The sequence below is a fragment of the Candidatus Cardinium sp. cBcalN2 genome, assembly GCF_022810445.1.
Lineage (GTDB): Bacteria > Bacteroidota > Bacteroidia > Cytophagales > Amoebophilaceae > Cardinium.
On the sequence record NZ_JAACGD010000044.1, the window covers coordinates 1 to 16,215 of the forward strand.

13 protein-coding genes are annotated in these 16,215 nt (G+C 37.9%); 11 read left to right on the forward strand and 2 right to left on the reverse strand.

Annotation, left to right across the window (positions count from 1 at the left end):
* Together MUW74_RS01485 and MUW74_RS01490 are read left to right on the forward strand one after the other, a co-directional pair.
* On the forward strand, positions 1–3,360 hold a 3,360-nt coding region (locus tag MUW74_RS01485), incomplete at its 5' end, for a hypothetical protein (protein WP_243553030.1).
* Positions 3,361–3,565: 205 nt separating this feature from the next.
* Entirely contained in the window at positions 3,566–4,216 is a 651-nt protein-coding gene (locus MUW74_RS01490) for an ankyrin repeat domain-containing protein (RefSeq protein ID WP_243517809.1), read from the forward strand.
* Between the two features lie 231 nt (positions 4,217–4,447).
* On the opposite strand, the gene MUW74_RS01495 is transcribed toward MUW74_RS01490, so the two are convergent.
* Positions 4,448–4,591 carry a hypothetical protein gene (locus MUW74_RS01495; protein ID WP_243517812.1) on the reverse strand — a complete coding sequence of 48 codons (144 nt, stop codon included), beginning with the start codon at positions 4,589–4,591 and terminating at the stop codon, positions 4,448–4,450.
* A 22-nt stretch (positions 4,592–4,613) separates the two neighbouring features.
* Here MUW74_RS01495 and acs point away from each other — a divergent pair, with 22 nt between their 5' ends.
* The 8 genes from acs to MUW74_RS01535 all read left to right on the forward strand — a co-directional run bounded on the left by acs (position 4,614) and on the right by MUW74_RS01535 (position 12,890).
* Complete coding sequence (gene acs / locus MUW74_RS01500) at positions 4,614–6,620, forward strand: acetate--CoA ligase (protein WP_243517815.1); 2,007 nt, start codon at positions 4,614–4,616, stop codon at positions 6,618–6,620.
* A gap of 124 nt (positions 6,621–6,744) precedes the next feature.
* Positions 6,745–7,380 (forward strand): hypothetical protein, encoded by a 636-nt coding sequence (locus MUW74_RS01505; protein ID WP_243517818.1) that lies wholly within the window; start codon positions 6,745–6,747, stop codon positions 7,378–7,380.
* Positions 7,381–7,795: 415 nt separating this feature from the next.
* Positions 7,796–9,253, forward strand: a complete 1,458-nt coding sequence (gene miaB / locus MUW74_RS01510) for a tRNA (N6-isopentenyl adenosine(37)-C2)-methylthiotransferase MiaB (protein WP_243517856.1) — start codon at positions 7,796–7,798, stop codon at positions 9,251–9,253.
* Between the two features lie 13 nt (positions 9,254–9,266).
* Positions 9,267–10,511 carry a sigma-54-dependent Fis family transcriptional regulator gene (locus tag MUW74_RS01515; protein ID WP_243517827.1) on the forward strand — a complete coding sequence of 415 codons (1,245 nt, stop codon included), beginning with the start codon at positions 9,267–9,269 and terminating at the stop codon, positions 10,509–10,511.
* A complete protein-coding gene (lptE, locus tag MUW74_RS01520; RefSeq protein ID WP_243517829.1) occupies positions 10,480–11,031 on the forward strand; it encodes an LPS assembly lipoprotein LptE in 552 nt (183 codons plus the stop codon). Before MUW74_RS01515 ends, lptE begins: the two co-directional genes overlap by 32 nt.
* A 204-nt stretch (positions 11,032–11,235) precedes the next feature.
* Positions 11,236–11,871 carry a hypothetical protein gene (locus tag MUW74_RS01525; protein WP_243517831.1) on the forward strand — a complete coding sequence of 212 codons (636 nt, stop codon included), beginning with the start codon at positions 11,236–11,238 and terminating at the stop codon, positions 11,869–11,871.
* 2 nt (positions 11,872–11,873) lie between these two features.
* A complete protein-coding gene (gene secG, locus MUW74_RS01530) occupies positions 11,874–12,254 on the forward strand; it encodes a preprotein translocase subunit SecG (protein ID WP_243517833.1) in 381 nt (126 codons plus the stop codon).
* A gap of 15 nt (positions 12,255–12,269) precedes the next feature.
* On the forward strand, positions 12,270–12,890 hold the full coding sequence (locus MUW74_RS01535) for a hypothetical protein (protein ID WP_243517835.1): 621 nt from the start codon (positions 12,270–12,272) through the stop codon (positions 12,888–12,890).
* A gap of 16 nt (positions 12,891–12,906) precedes the next feature.
* Here MUW74_RS01535 and rpoN read toward each other — a convergent pair whose 3' ends face one another.
* A complete protein-coding gene (gene rpoN / locus MUW74_RS01540; RefSeq protein WP_243517848.1) occupies positions 12,907–14,325 on the reverse strand; it encodes an RNA polymerase factor sigma-54 in 1,419 nt (472 codons plus the stop codon).
* A gap of 130 nt (positions 14,326–14,455) precedes the next feature.
* On the opposite strand from rpoN, the gene asnS reads away from it, so the two are divergent.
* The gene (asnS, locus tag MUW74_RS01545) at positions 14,456–15,877 is read left to right on the forward strand and encodes an asparagine--tRNA ligase (protein ID WP_243517851.1); all 1,422 of its coding nucleotides are present in this window, start codon (positions 14,456–14,458) and stop codon (positions 15,875–15,877) included.
* Positions 15,878–16,215: the final 338 nt, after the last annotated feature.

A 16,215-nucleotide genomic window follows, 5' to 3' on the forward strand; every position in this document is an offset into this window, starting at 1 on the left:
AATATCAACTACTACAGTTTATATGTTATTAGTTGGTTGGCCTTGCGTATGGGTCGGTTCATGCACCATCTTTCTATGCCAGAAACAATAGGTAGTGTCTATGGTAGATATGCACGAATCATTACAACCCTGTCTGGTATTTGTGATGCTATTGCGATGATTGCTGCGCAAGTCAGTGCCATGTCCCTGGCCATTAGTATGTGTTTAGATGTTGTAAATCCAAAAGTTATTACAATTGGTGTTACCTTAATTCTTATTTTCTATTCTAGTTTTGGAGGTATCCGAGCAGTTGTTTTTACCGATATCCTTCAGTTCATCACTTTTACCATCATTATTCCTATTCTAGCATGGTTGATGTTTAAAAGCACCGGTAAATCAGTGGTAGAAATGATTCCTTTTTTACAAAGCCAGGCAAAATTCCAGTTTAGTACAGTTTGCCATTTTGACAGCAATCTAGTGGCTATGCTTTTTCTGGTACTTAGTTTTTTAATGGGCTATATAGAACCTCCAACCATACAACGGGTCTACATGTCTTCTAGTTCGGTGCAAGCCGGAAAGGTTTTTTTATACTCGACACTTTTCGGTTTCATAATAAAAATCTTTATAATTTTAATTGCTTTATTTGTCTTTGTAGGTGCACCAGACTTACCAGGAACCGCCATTTGGGGTTATATAATGGCTAATGTACCCCCTATTTTTAAAGGAATAGTTTGTATCAGCTTATTGGCCATGGCTATGTCCACAGCTGACTCTAAACTCAATGCCTGTGCTGTTATGATTAGCCATGATATGTTACAAAGTCTACGTAGTCCTAAAAAAGCGCCTTATCCTAACCAGCTCCGCTTGGCTACATGCACCAGTGTAGTCATAGGGTTATTTGCTATGGCATTGACTTTGTATTCTAACGATCTATTACGTTTGCTCAAATTAAGTTTAGATTTTTCGCTTCCTATAGCAACTGCCCCTTTTATCTTAGCTGTTTTAGGCTTTCGGGGTAAGCCCCGAACGGCTTTGATTGGTATATTGACCGGTATACTATCTATTTTAGCTTGGAACAAGTGGATTGAACCTAAAACGGGAATAAATGGTTCTTTTATTTGTATGTTAGCCAATGGAATAGCCATGATGGCTGCCCACTATCTACTGAAACAACCAGACGATATAGGATGGGTCCGCCCTAGCCCCAATGATCCATTTACCCAAATACAGCAAGTTAATAGACGGAAAAAGGCAGCACGAAACGAAGCCATTAAAAATGAGTTAAGAGATATTAAAAATAGCTTAGCTAAGCTGCAACCGAGCCATGTTACGCTAACCTGTATGGGGCTTTATGTGGTTATCACGAATTCGTTAACTTACTTTATAGCCTCTATTACCGATTATGGCGGGTGGCTTATACTGCAATTTTTAGTAGGGGCTTGCTTTTTAGGGTACAATCTACTGCTGACCCAAAAAGTTAAAACGATTCCAGGATGGATGGTTGGTCTATGTTGGGTAATAGGATTAATATTTTGTCTGCCGATGAATGTGGTTTGGCACTGGTGGCATGGCACAACACTTCTTTTGAATGTAGGCTTATGCTTGGCCCATTTGTCTGTAAGCTTGTTTGTACTACCTTTATATTTGGGTGTTGGTTTTTTAATAGCCACGCTATTAATGGTTAGCTCTCTTAGCCCTATCTATTGTGCCCACCCGCTGGTGTTGGTATTATCGCCATCAGCTGTTGCGTGGCTATTGCTACTCTATTTGGGATTAGGGTTACTTATTTTGGGCATTTTTATTTACCTTAAAGCTAAAAGCAATACCTACTTTGTGCAAGTGCACTATCTCAAAGAGAGAGAAAAGATTAGTACCTCCCAAAGGCTCAAGCAAGCGCTCTATGACGCAACTATGGTTCCTACTACCGGTGTTAGTTCACTTAAAGGTCATGGCGCTATTTTAAGCAAAGTAGTAGATAAAATGGAGGAATCAATCTCTTTTTTAGATAGCAACATGCCCCTTTATAAAGAAGACTTTAAGAGTATTATCCATAAACTCCATGATTGGGTTACCTATTTCAGTAAGAAAGAAAAAGCTAAATCACATGCACTACTCCAGCCTACCAAAATTAGTTTAGATAAGCTAATTCAAAAAGTAGAGTTTTCCTTATCTCAAGAAGTCACTCATCCACCTAGATTGCTGGTAGAAAAAATAAACAGCTCTAGGGGCGTCTTATGCCCTGATATTATATGCGATATCAATCAGGTAGTCTACTCTTTGGTTAAAGCCGTTTTACGGATTATGGGTAAGTTAGATGAAGCCACTACGTCAATAGTAAGTATACAACTACACCATACCGCTTTACAATTTAAACAAGCAGATGCTATTGATGATAGCGATCCTACTTTTATGCTTTTTCAGGCTACTGGTCTGCTCATACATAAGGCTGAACTAGCTTCCAAGGAGATTCCCCAGATTAAGCCTGTATATATTGATATAAAAAATAAAATTGATTATCAAAGCATAAAATCAGTTTCACCCTCTATAGATCTGGAACGAGATATGGTAGCTAGCATGGTTTATGCCCACTATGGCTACTTGGAATATCCGGATAATAGTCAACAACAAGCTATTTTAGTGGTACTCCCCATTGATGTCACAAAAGTTCGTGATAAACTAATGATTAAGCTACCAATAGATTATTTAATATCAGAAACTCCTGTCACACCTAAAGAGCAAGCCGATTCAATGATGAAATTAATGCAATTCTATGATTATGTTTGTGAAGTTTCTCATCAAGTAGATCCTATTGATGTCAGTACGATTTCAAATTTACTTTTATTACTCAGGCAATACTTTGGTTTTAAGCGACATGGCTCAGGTCAATTGTTTTATGTGCGTGCGATAGGTATCGCCAGGTTAGTGGTAGAATGGGTGTTCCATTCACCTAAAGTGATTTATGCCTCTTTATTGTATGAGTTAGTGCGTCAGACCTATTTGCCCCTTTCTTATATCAAGGAACATTATAACTTAGGTGTTTATGCTTTTGTATTGAACATCTTAAACGTGGATAAAAGAGAAACATTAGATCATCCTTCGTTGCTTTATGTTCGGAATCGATTAAAGGAAGCCATTAAAAAAGATCATATACAGCTTTCCGTTCTTTTCATCAAACTGGCCGAACGGCTCTATGACTTACGCCATGCTGCAGGATATATCATGCTAGAGGAGATAAAATATATGGCTAATGAGGCCCTTACAGTAGATGTTAAGCTAGCTGAGAAATATTTGGCTCCTAACATAGCAGAAGCATTAGCTACGGCAGCTCAAGAAGCATTGAAGGCCTATCATGAAAAAAAAATAGATAGATTGCTGCTATAGGTTTTACTCCATCTAATCTGATATTCATTGTAATCATTGAAAATGATTCTTTTCAAAAATTTATTAGCCAAGTTGGTATAGTCAATCAAATTATTTTTGTAGCTTCTAGTCTAGAAAACTAAAGATGGTGATGCACGCATTACTTATAGCATATGATCCAATATCCTAGTAAGATTTACGCAAGCCATTATAAATTTAGAAGCAGATGCAGGAGCAAAATTCAACTATCCATATAGATGAAGCCAATAAGTATGGAGATACCCCTCTTCATATGGCAGCTTTTGAAGGTGATTGGCAGAAAGCTAGATTTTTATTAAAAGATCAAACAATTGATGTAAATGCAAGAAATAAGTATGGCGAAACCCCATTACATTGTGCGGTTGTTGAGAACCATGTAGATTTACTTAGGGTACTGCTTGAAGAGTCCACAGCAGTTGATGTAAATGCAATAGACCAAGATAGCTATACAGCCCTTCATTATGCATCATCCAAAGGTAATATAGAGTTAACCCAAGCACTCTTGAACCACATAAACATTGACGTAAATACCAAGGATAAATATCAAAACGCCCCATTGCATTATGCAGCATTTAAAGGTCATCTAGCCGTTCTTGAGGCATTACTCTCTAACCAATCAATTGATGTCAATATTAAAAACTACCATGAAAATACCCCATTATATTATGCAGCCTCTAAAGGGCATCTGGTCATTATTAAAGCCTTAGTAGCGGTTGCATCCATTGACCTAACGATCAAAAATAAATATGGAAGAACCTTCCTTGATGCAGCTAAATCGAGTAACCATGCTGCGTGTATAGCTCTATTAGATGATGCAATCAATAAGCAAGAACGATAGCACAAGAGACTTTTTACCTAACTCGGTTATTTGTATCACACACTTTTTTTCTTTTTTAACCTGGGCTTCCACAGCGCTAAATCCTTACTGCGATCCCTCTCTGCAACTGTTTTTCTATTTCAGCTGTAAACGGTGCTTGCTAACCGCAATTATTTTACAAGACCCGTTTTTATTTTTTTACTACCTCACCCTAACGGTCAATAGGTACAGTTTAACATAGAATTTAATAATTCATTTAGTCAAAATATAACTTTTTACGTAAATTAAAGTTTTACTTATAAAAAGGCTGGTTATAGATAGATCCACACCTTTACGTTGCTGTAAATCATCTAACGACTTATAGACTTTCTCAAGCAGCCATCCTTCCTCCAACATGGATTCAAGATTTTTTTAAAGCATGAAAAGCCTTAAAACTGATTTAAACGGACTATACCCTCCTTCCGATGCCGTTCAACAAAATGCCCATATCGCATCATTGGATGAATACTTAAAAATGTATAACGCATCTATTGAGGATCCAATCCAATTTTGGAAAAAGCTATCCGAGCCATTTTTTTGGAAACAGCAACCAACTGGTCCATTTCTGCGCTACAATTTTGACCTCAAAAAAGGGAATATTTTTACAAAATGGATAGAAGGAGCCACCACTAATGTTTGCTATAACCTAGTGGACAAGCATGTAGAGGAAGGCAATGGCCATAAGATAGCCTACTACTGGGAAGGAAATGACCCAAGCGAACAAAAACAAATCACCTACCAAGGTTTACTGGAAGCAATTTGTAAATGTGCCAATGTTTTAAAAACCCTAGGCATACAAAAAGGTAACCGTGTAGCCATCTATATGCCAACTACTATAGAGGCCATCATAGCCATGTTAAGTTGTGCGCGCATTGGGGCCATCCATGTTGTGATTTTTGCAGGATTTTCAACAGAGGCACTCGCAGAAAGGATGATAGCGGCAAACGCAAAACTCTTGGTAACCGCTGACGGAACCTTTCGTGGAACAAAATTTATTCCCCTCAAGTCGATTGCTACCCAAGCATTGAAACAATGTAAAGCAGCTGGCCACCTGATTAACCATTGTGTCGTTTTTAACCGACTGCAAACCAGCAAGCTGAATAAAGACATACCCGATATTCCCTGGGATGATTCAATAGACCTGGCTTGGGAAACAGTCATGGCATCTGCATCCGATCTATGTGCAGTTGAGTGGGTTGATGCGGAACATCCATTATTTATACTGTATACAAGCGGTTCGACTGGCAAACCCAAAGGAGTGTTACACACTAGTGGAGGTTATCTATTATACGCAGCCACTGTATTTAAATATGCATTTGACTACCATGAAGAAGATCTATTTTTCTGCTCTGGAGACTTAGGCTGGATTACAGGCCATACTTTCAATGTTTATGGTGCACTTGCCTGTAAAAGTAGCACTGTTATATTTGATGGCATTCCGACTTACCCAGATGGAGGTCGCTTTTGGGAGTTGATCGATCGATATCAAGTCACCACATTTTATACCGCTCCTACTGCGATTCGAACCCTTATGAAACTTGACCGCTCATATGTTACAAAGTATAGTAGAGCCTCCTTGCGCCTACTTGGCTCCGTAGGTGAACCCATTGATCCTGCCACTTGGCATTGGTTCTACGAAGTAGTGGGTGAAAAGCGCTGTCCGATTATTGATACCTTTTGGCAGACAGAAACAGGCGGACCCATCCTTTGTCCACTTCCTGGATCTACGCCATTGAAGCCTGGATCTGCTACACTACCTTTTTTTGGTATTGTACCCGCAATCGTTGATGCAAATGGCGTTGAAATGATAGGTGAGGGAGAAGGATATTTGGTTATCAAAAATCCTTGGCCAGGCATAGCCCGAACTCTTGATGGGCATCATCAAAGATTTGAATCTACCTATTTTAAGCCATACAATGGCTATTACTATACAGGCGATGCGGCAAAACGTGATGCAGATGGCTATTTTTGGATCATAGGTAGAAGAGATGATATGTTGAATGTCTCCGGTCATTTACTATCAACTGCTGAGATTGAATTTGCATTGATGCAACACCCAGCAGTGGCAGAAGCCGCTGCAGTCTCTGCTGCACATGCCATAAAAGGTGAATCCATCCACTGTTTTATCGTATTAAAGCATAGGTGGAAATATGATGGTATCATTGAAGATGAAATCAAATCAATTGTTCGTAATAAAATAGGAGCCTTTGCCGTTCCAGAGTTGATGCACCCTGTACCCGCTTTACCTAAGGTAGCGTCTGGCAAAATAATGCGTCGACTGCTTAAAAAAATAGTACAACAGGAAGCAGATTTAGGTGATACCTCAACGTTAGTAGACCAAACTATTATGGAACAGCTACGCGCGCTTATAACTAAAAAAGGGTAAGATTTTTTAATGAACCTATGGGACAGCCCTACTTATTATTTTGTAAGTTTGTAAAAGCATTACTTTCGCATAGCATAGCCAGAAGGCTCAATCGATACCATAAATTTTTTAACAATTACCTAAAATGAGCAACTATATAAAATTTTTGTACCAGGCTGGTCTATTGTCCACCATTACATTAATGGGGGCTAACTGTGGTGGTTCTGGTAACAACACACCCTCGGGCAAGAACACTCCATCACAGCATTCTAGCCATACGTCAACACCACGATATAATCAGGATGAGCCAAATAATACACTGTTAAAAAATAATTTAGATCAAGAATTCAATACGTCAACAGAAGGGAAAAATTACAAACGTATGTACGAAGAGACTGTTACTGAAAAAGAAAATTACAAACGTAAGTACGAAAAGACTGTTGCTATAATTATGAAGTTAAAGATACTTACTACAAAGCTTGCAGCAGAGGATATTTTAATCTTACAATTAGATTTATCCAACGAACGTGATACGCAATTCAAAGATGCTTGTTTAAAGGCATTCGACAAATCGTCTGATCAATTAATCGAGCAATTAGAAACTGCTAAAGACGATGTAGCTAAGAGTCAAAAAATACGTGAATCATTCGATGAAACAATAAAAAAATCTGTAAAAGAATCAATGTATAAACAAGGATATACAGAGCAAAGGTATCAGGACCTGATAGATCAGGCTTTGAAGCCACTCTTAAAAAGTCAGCAAAAATCAAACGCTGGGTAAAAAGCCGTAAAACACAAGCCTCCCAGCTGGAAAAAGAATGTGTATCCATTTATTACCCTGGCATAAGTGGACCCCAAAAACGCCCCTTGTAAAATAGTTGCGCTCAGAAAGCGAACGTTACAACTGAAATAGAAAAACAGTTGAGAGGGAGGCCTGAAGGGCGGATTCTGTTTTTCCAGTTGTAACGTTCGCTTTCCGGAACTTTTTACACAGGGCTTGATTTTTTGTCCACTTTTTTATCAAGAAAAAAGTGGTATAAAAAAGCCTTGAACAGATACAGAAAAGTAAAATAAAAATTCATTATGAATTAAATTTACCAATGTTGGCTATCCTTCAGTTGATGCCATTTCGTCAACAGATACTCGTGCCATTGGCTGAATAGATACGGCCATAACCCGCATGGTAACATAAATAGATCCATATGAAAAACAAAACATTTATTGCCAAGCATGGTTCACCAACACCAAGCCTATCTAAAGAGGCTAGTAGCCAGATCCCTCCGTTTCCTAGAAAACTATATATAGAAAGCTATGGCTGCCAAATGAATTTTTCTGATAGTGAAATAGTGGCTTCTATTATGGCGCAACAAGGTTTTGTTTTTACAGATCACTATGATAACGCAGATCTTATTCTGATCAACACATGTGCCATTCGGGATAAAGCTGAACAGACGATTCGAAATAGATTATTGGTTTTTAACCAACAGAAAATCAAACAACCCGATCTGATTGTTGGTATATTAGGCTGCATGGCAGAACGGCTTAAAACCCAATTACTAGAAGAAGAAAAAGTAGTTGATTTGGTAGCGGGTCCAGATGCCTATAGAGACTTACCTCGATTAATTAGTCAAGTAGATCAAGGACATAAAGCAGTCAATACCTTTTTATCCAAAGAAGAAACCTATGCCGATATTGCACCTGTCCGATTGCATGCAAATGGTGTCACTGCTTTTATCTCTATTATGAGAGGATGTAATAATATGTGCTCTTTTTGTATTGTCCCTTTTACGCGAGGGCGTGAACGAAGTAGGAATCCGGATTCTATTGTCCAAGAAGCTAAACAGTTATTTGAAACAGGCTATAGAGAAATTACCCTTTTGGGGCAAAATGTAGATTCTTATAGTTGGTGTCCATCCATGACAGCAGCTACCGCCTCACCAGATCATAGAAAGCCTAGCGATGTAACCAGTAACTTTGCCCAATTACTGGCTATGGTGGCTGAGATTGATCCCCAATTAAGGGTTCGTTTTTCTACTTCTCACCCCAAAGATATGACCGATGAGGTGTTGTATACTATGAAAGCTTATCCTAACATCTGTAAGCATATTCATTTACCTGTTCAAAGTGGCAATAGCCGCATCTTAAAACTGATGAATCGTACCTATGACCGCGCCTGGTATATCGAAAGAATTGTGGCTATTAGGCATATTTTAGGTCCATCTTGTGCCATTTCTTCTGATATGATTGCAGGATTTTGTTCCGAAACAGAAGCAGAACATGCAGATACCCTCTCGCTAATGGATTATGTGCAATATGATTTTTCTTTTATGTTTTACTATTCTGAACGGCCAGGCACATTGGCCGCTAGAAAATATGCGGATGATGTTCCAGAATCGGTTAAAAAGCGCAGATTAAGTGAAATTATAGCCAAACAGCGTGAACATGCCTTAATGCACAACCAAAAAAGTATAGGCCAAGTCCATCAGGTTTTAATTGAAAAGTCTTCCAAAAAATCAGAAGCTTCTTTTCAAGGTAGAACCAGTCAAAATAAAATCGTAGTATTCCCCAAAGGGAACTACCAAATAGGGGATTATGTAGCGGTACAAATCGTAGATTGCAACGCAGCAACCCTATTGGGCACAGTGGTATCGTAAGTGTATGAAGGCTATGAAAAAAGATCTCGAATACATCAAACAGCGGTTTAATATTATTGGCAATGCTCCATCGTTAAACAGAGCCATTGAAATAGCCATGCAGGTAGCGCCTACCGACCTCTCCGTTTTAATTAGGGGCGAAAGTGGTACTGGAAAAGAATCTTTCTCCAAGATTATTCATGCACTAAGCCCCTACCGCCATGGCAACTTTATAGCTATTAACTGTGGCGCTATTCCAGAAGGCACTATAGATTCTGAACTGTTTGGCCATGAAAAAGGCTCCTTTACAGGAGCAATAGAAAGCCGAAAAGGTTATTTTGAAGAAGCCAATGGGGGCACTATTTTCCTAGATGAAATAGGTGAAATGCCTTTAGGGACACAAATCAGACTCTTGCGTGTATTAGAATATGGAGAATATGTAAAAGTAGGTACTTCTAGTGTACAAAAAACCAAAGTGCGTATCGTGGCAGCTACACATGTAGATTTACTCTATGCCATTAAGCAAGGAAAATTCCGAGAAGATTTATACTACAGACTCAACACCGTTCCTATTAGCATCCCCCCTCTTCGTGAACGAGGCGCAGATATCATACAATTATTTCATAAGTTTTCTAGTGATTTTGCTACAAAATACCATGTTAAACCCTTAGAAATTAGCCCAGATGCAAAGGATATGCTACGCACCTATTCATTTCCAGGTAATATTCGTCAGCTAAAAAATATTGTACAGCAAATAGCACTACTTGAAGAAGCGGTTATAGTGACCCCAAGCATACTAGAAAAATATTTACCAAAAGCACAAAGCCATACCTTACCCGTATTGTATAAACAATGGAATGATAATGGGCTGATTGAAAAAGAATGGCTATACCCTATTCTCTTTGATTTAAAAAGAGATGTTGCGGAATTAAAAGAATTAATGTTTAACCTAATGGGGTCTGCTTCCATGAACCATCCCATGATCAAAAACCATGCACGCTTATTTGAAACTCATAGTGAGCAAGAAAATAAAGCTAAGCAAATCCATTTTTTGGATACAACACAATCCTTTAAAGAAGATAATGTAAATTGTATGGGTGACTCCCAAGCAACAGAAAACCTTTCTATTGAAGCGCAAGAACAAGCATTAATTCGTAGATCTCTGAAAAAAAATGACGGAAATCGTAAAAATGCAGCTGATGATTTAGGGATTTCTGAAAGAACGCTTTATCGAAAAATTAAACAATATGAGATTGAAGAGCCCGATTTTAATAAATAGTCTATACCTTTTTTTTAGCTTATTATGGTTAAACAGCTGTGGCCTTTTTACCTTTTCAGGTGTTGCACTTTCTCCTGATATTAAGACTTTTTCTGTTAAATCCTTTTATACAGAGGTTTCAGAGGGTCCAACAGATATGACCCAAAAACTTACTGAAAAACTGGAATCAAAAATATTACGCATGACTACTTTGACCAAAGAAGAAAAAGATGGCGACATCCAATACGAAGGAGTGATTAAGTCTTTTGCTTATCGTACAGCCTTTAGTACAAAAGATAAAGGGGATTATAGCTCTGGGGATAATAACCCTAAAGAAGTACAACGCTTAACCATAACCATAGAAGTCTCTTACTTGAATCCTGCAGATGAAGATTCCTCGTTTAAGAAAAAACAATTTTCAGCTAGTGCAGATATATTTTCTAATGAAAATCAATTAGAAAAAGAACCTCTATTGATTGAAGAAATTTTTTGTCAACTCGTAGATGATATTTGTAACAAATCTATAGAAGATAATTGGTAAGATTAGCCTGCGTTCGAAACGCCACTTCTGCTAGTAAACTTAGATCTGGTGTCTCAAATTTTGTGTAGTAGATCCCTTTTTTGTGTTTCGTGTCTCCTACAAATGCTGGAGCATAAGCAGTCTTTTGAATGGATTTAAAAATTAATTTTTTACTCATGTTGTGAAGAGATACTTTGAAAAAAGTCTATTCAAATTGTTTTTACCATGCACGTTCAAAGACTATTAACATTATTGGCACAACCTGCAAAGCTTTCCCCAAAAGACATACCTGATTTAGAGTCCTTTATACAAACATACCCTTATTTCTACCTAGCCCATGCACTCCTTGCCAAGGCAAACTACAAGCAAGAGCAAGATATAGAAAAAATGACAGTTCAAAGGGCTGCTACCTATGCTATTGATCGTACGCATTTTCGGAAATGGTTAGAAAACAAACTTTCACTCCCACCAATTGTTAGAAGTATTCATCCTACATCTTGGAAAGAAACAGCTGCTACTGCCAATAACTACCTAGAACTAATTGTCAATAAATCGCTAAAAAAAAGTACCAATGAAAATAGTATCAAACAATTTTCTATTATTGATACCATTTTAAATAAAAATTTGCAGTTCGATCCTTTTGTAGAGGCAGTACCCTTAAAAGAGGACACATCCGTAGATCTCTCCGAGCAACGAACTACTTTAGATGATCGTTTTGCAACTGAAACATTGGCTAGAATAATGATACAACAAAAAAAATACAAACGAGCCATTGAAATTTATAACTATATAATGGCAAAGCATCCTGAAAAAAAATCGTATATTCAGGATATCATTGCTAGCTTAAACAGTAATTCTTAGTTATGTCTATATTCAATTTGCTTACTATACTTATTATTATCGTAGCCATTCTATTGGTTGGTGCTATCTTGTTACAAGAACCTAAAGAACGAATCACTCCCTCAGGTGGTAGTTCAGCTTCTGTGCAGCGAATTGGCATTAATCAAAAGGCAGATTTTTTAGAAAAAGCAACTTGGGTGCTGGTTAGTTTATTGCTCTTCTTAACCCTTTTATCTTCCATTTTTCTTAAAAATACCCCCCAGTTGAATGTAAGCCCCAATTTGGCTAAAGTACAGGAAGAACAAGCATTAAATGCTCCATTGCTTCCAACGGATCAAGAAGATGCAACCAATATCCCAAAACAACCTGCATCTAATGAAACAAAGGCAACCCCTCAAAATTAACCTTACAGCTAGATTATGAAGCTAATAAGCATAAAAAAATCTATTTTGGTTCCTCTCTTTCTAGCGTATGCACTTGTACCAAATCCATCAAGCGCTATTGGCATAGCCACAGGACCATCTTTCGGTATAGCTGGCTTTTATAGTAGCTTCGACACAAGCGCGTCATCCAAAAAAATTGATACAAAGAACTTAGCACTCCAGCTTGGCTGGTTTGTTAAACTAGACCTTTGGCTTTTATATGCTAAACTAGCCCCTTGCTTTGTATTAGATCGGCATAAATTACCTAATCAGTTAAATAGAGCGCATTTCCGATATATTACAGTACCGTTCACCATTGGTATGCCTTTTTTGGGTTGGTTCCGTCCTCACATTGGACTGATCTTTCGCATACCTTTGAATAGTTTAGATGATACGAAATTCAAAGGAAATAGTCTTATAGCAAGCTATAGCAAAAAAATCAATGGCTATATAGTAGGCATTGGTATCGACTTAGCTAATGTGCTAATAGATATCTGTTGGCAATTTGCCTGGTCAGCCATAGATAGAAAATCTATCAGTAATGACCTACTCTATGGTCTCAAAAAACATAGGCCCAAACAACTCGCCTTACAATTCAGTTATAATCTACTAGGTTAAAGCGATTTTATCTCTATTATACCAATACCTTCCGCAACCTAGCAACTGGTAAATGCAATTGCTTTCTATACTTAGTTACCGTACGACGTGCCACATGATACCCTTGGGCCATTAATAGCGATAAGATACGATCATCCGAATAAGGATTTTGCTTATCTTCACTGTTAATGAGTTCTAAAATCCTATTTTTAACAACTTTATTACTAATATCTTCACCAGTAGACCTACTAATCGCTTCAGAAAAGAAAAATTTTAACGGATAGATACCAAACTTGCCTTGAACTGATTTTTGGTTAACAATTCTTGAAATCGTAGAAGCATCCATACCAACCTTATCCGCTACATTTTGCAAAACCATTGGTTTTAATTTATCTGTTTCTTCGCCTTCTAGAAAGAACTCATATTGCAGTTGTAAAATGGCTTCCATAGTTTTTAAAAGTGTTTGACTACGTTGACTAAGCGCCTCCATAAACCATTTAGCATGCTCTAGCTTTTTTTTCAAAAAGGCAATCATCTCCTTACTTGCTAAGTCTTGCTTTGCCTTTTTTTCATAACTTTCCAGCATAGTAAGATACTTTTGATTAAAACGTGGCTTATGCACAGGATAATGTACTAGCTCAACAGTAAGCCTTCTTTGATCTTGGCGTATGATAAAGTCTGGCATCAGGTAATCATTGCTATAATCTATGCCATTGGTATGCCTAGCTGGTCTAGGATTAAGCCGAGCAATATGTACTAGAGCATCTTTTAAAAGATGGGTATCCGAAAGGCCTAATTTTTTTACGATTAGGTGATAGTGTTTCTTTGTAAAAGCCTCAAAACAATTCCTTACCACACCCTGGGCTAATTGAATGATAGGATCTTCTTGATTCTGTCCTTTTAGTTGTATTAATAAGCATTCTTGGAGATTTCTAGCTGCAATGCCAGGTGGATCTAAGCGCTGAATAGCGCTTAATACTTTTTCTACTTCTTCCAAAGAAAGTTCTAAATAATGCATTACATGCAAATCTTGCACCACAACTTCTAGGTCACATGTCAGGTAACCATCTTGGTCTAAACTACCAATCAGATGCTCCCCTATTATATACCCTACTTTACTTAAATGAAGCAGATAAAGTTGTTCTTTTAATTTTTCTTGCAGTGAAACAATAGCTGGTGTCCAAAGGTGACGAGCAGATTGGGATGCTGTTTTATATGTTTGTTTATTTAAATCAGCTGAGCGATAATTAGAAAGATCTTGAATAAATGGCTCTGATAAGGGTGCCACTTCTTCATTGTCTAAGGATGTGCCCTCATCTAGCAAAGGATTCGTTGTGACTTCTTTTGAGATATAGTCGTTGAGCGCTACAGTAGGTACTTGCAACAGCTTAATAAACTGAATTTGTTGTCCAGACAACCTTTGCGTTAACTTTTTTTCTAAGTGTAATTGCTGCATCTTAGCATTCAGTTGGATTAAATAAAAACTATTTATAGATTAGGCTTTACTATTTATAGGTCTAGCTCTTACTACAGAGGCTTTATCAATATACCAAAACAAAAGTAACCGCTAATCTAAAAAGAATACATTGCATACCAAAATTAAAGAACTTTTACAATTTGGCACAGTTGGTGCACAAGTTGAAGCAAAAGGTTGGATCCGTACCAAACGCATCAATAAGCAGGTCATATTTCTTACACTCAGTGATGGTTCTTGTCAGCAACATTTACAAGTAGTCATGACCCCATCTGACCTACCAAAAGCGTTGCTCAACCAACTAGCTACAGGTGCTAGCATTGCCGTCTCTGGAAGTTTAGTTGCTTCACAAGGTACCAACCAATCAATAGAATTACATGGCCATCAACTCACCCTACTAGGGAATGCCCCAGACTACCCTTTACAGCCAAAGGCTCATTCGTTGGAATTTCTACGCTCATTGGTACATCTTCGTTTTCGTACCAATACTTTTGGCGCAGTATTTAGGATCCGGCATGCGATTAGTTATGCCATCCACCACTTTTTTCACGAGCGTGGTTTTTTTTACCTTCATACACCTATTATTACAGCAGCTGATGCAGAAGGCGCAGGAGAATTGTTTCGTGTAACCAGCCTGGATCCTATGCATACAGCTAAAAATCTAGATGGCAACATTGATTTTAAAGAAGATTTTTTTAGCAGAGCTACTAACTTAACCGTTTCTGGACAACTTGCTGCAGAAACAGCTGCTATGGGGCTAGGAGCAGTCTATACTTTTGGCCCTACCTTTAGAGCAGAAAATTCTAATACCACTAGACACTTAGCAGAATTTTGGATGGTTGAACCAGAGGTAGCGTTTAATAATCTGGACGATACGATTGCACTAGCAGAAGCATTGTTAAAATTTTTATTAGCATACCTACTTAAAACATGCCCGGCAGAACTTGAATTTTTAAATCAACGCTTGCTTAGCCATAGAAATAAAGAAGATAAAACTGCCCCCATGCCGCTATTAGAAAGATTAAACTTTGTGTTAGAACAGCCTTTTGCCCGTATTACCTATACAGAAGCAATGGCTATTTTAATCGATTCTGAATCAAACAAGCATGGTAAATTTGCGTATCCTGTTACAGGTTGGGGTATGGATCTACAATCGGAACATGAACGTTACTTGGTAGAGCACCATTTTAAAAAACCGGTAGTAGTAACCGATTATCCAAAAGCTATCAAGGCATTTTACATGCGCCAAAATGATGATGGCAAAACAGTAGCAGCCATGGATTTACTTTTCCCTAGTGTAGGAGAAATTATTGGGGGATCCCAGAGGGAAGAGCGCATAGATTATTTGCAAGCAGCCATGCAGAGTAATGAGATTCAAGACTTGGACTGGTATTTGGATACCAGACGATTCGGCACCATACCCCATAGTGGCTTTGGTTTGGGGCTTGACCGGTTTGTATTGTTTGTAACCGGAATGGAAAACATACGGGATGTAATCCCATTTCCACGTACACCAGGACATGTGCCTTGTTAAGCAGCTTGTTGTGTTTGTTAGGAACAGGTTATTAGCTATATTTTTAATTATTTCTGTTTAGCTGACATCCATAGAGATAGGTTATAACTAAAGGAAAACGTGTCTATTCAGTACTGTGGTAGAAGTGGACTAAAAAACGCTTCCTAGAACCGCCATAGGCTCGAATGCATACGAAAAAAGCGTATCCGTTCACGACTGTGGTTTTTCTTCGATTATATTTAGCAACTCTTTGGTTTGCGTTGACGCAATTAGTATAAAATGAATTTTTGTTGTTACTTTTTTCTTGATAAAAAAGTAACCAAAAAATCAAGCGCTGATGAAAAAAGTGGCTGAAAGCT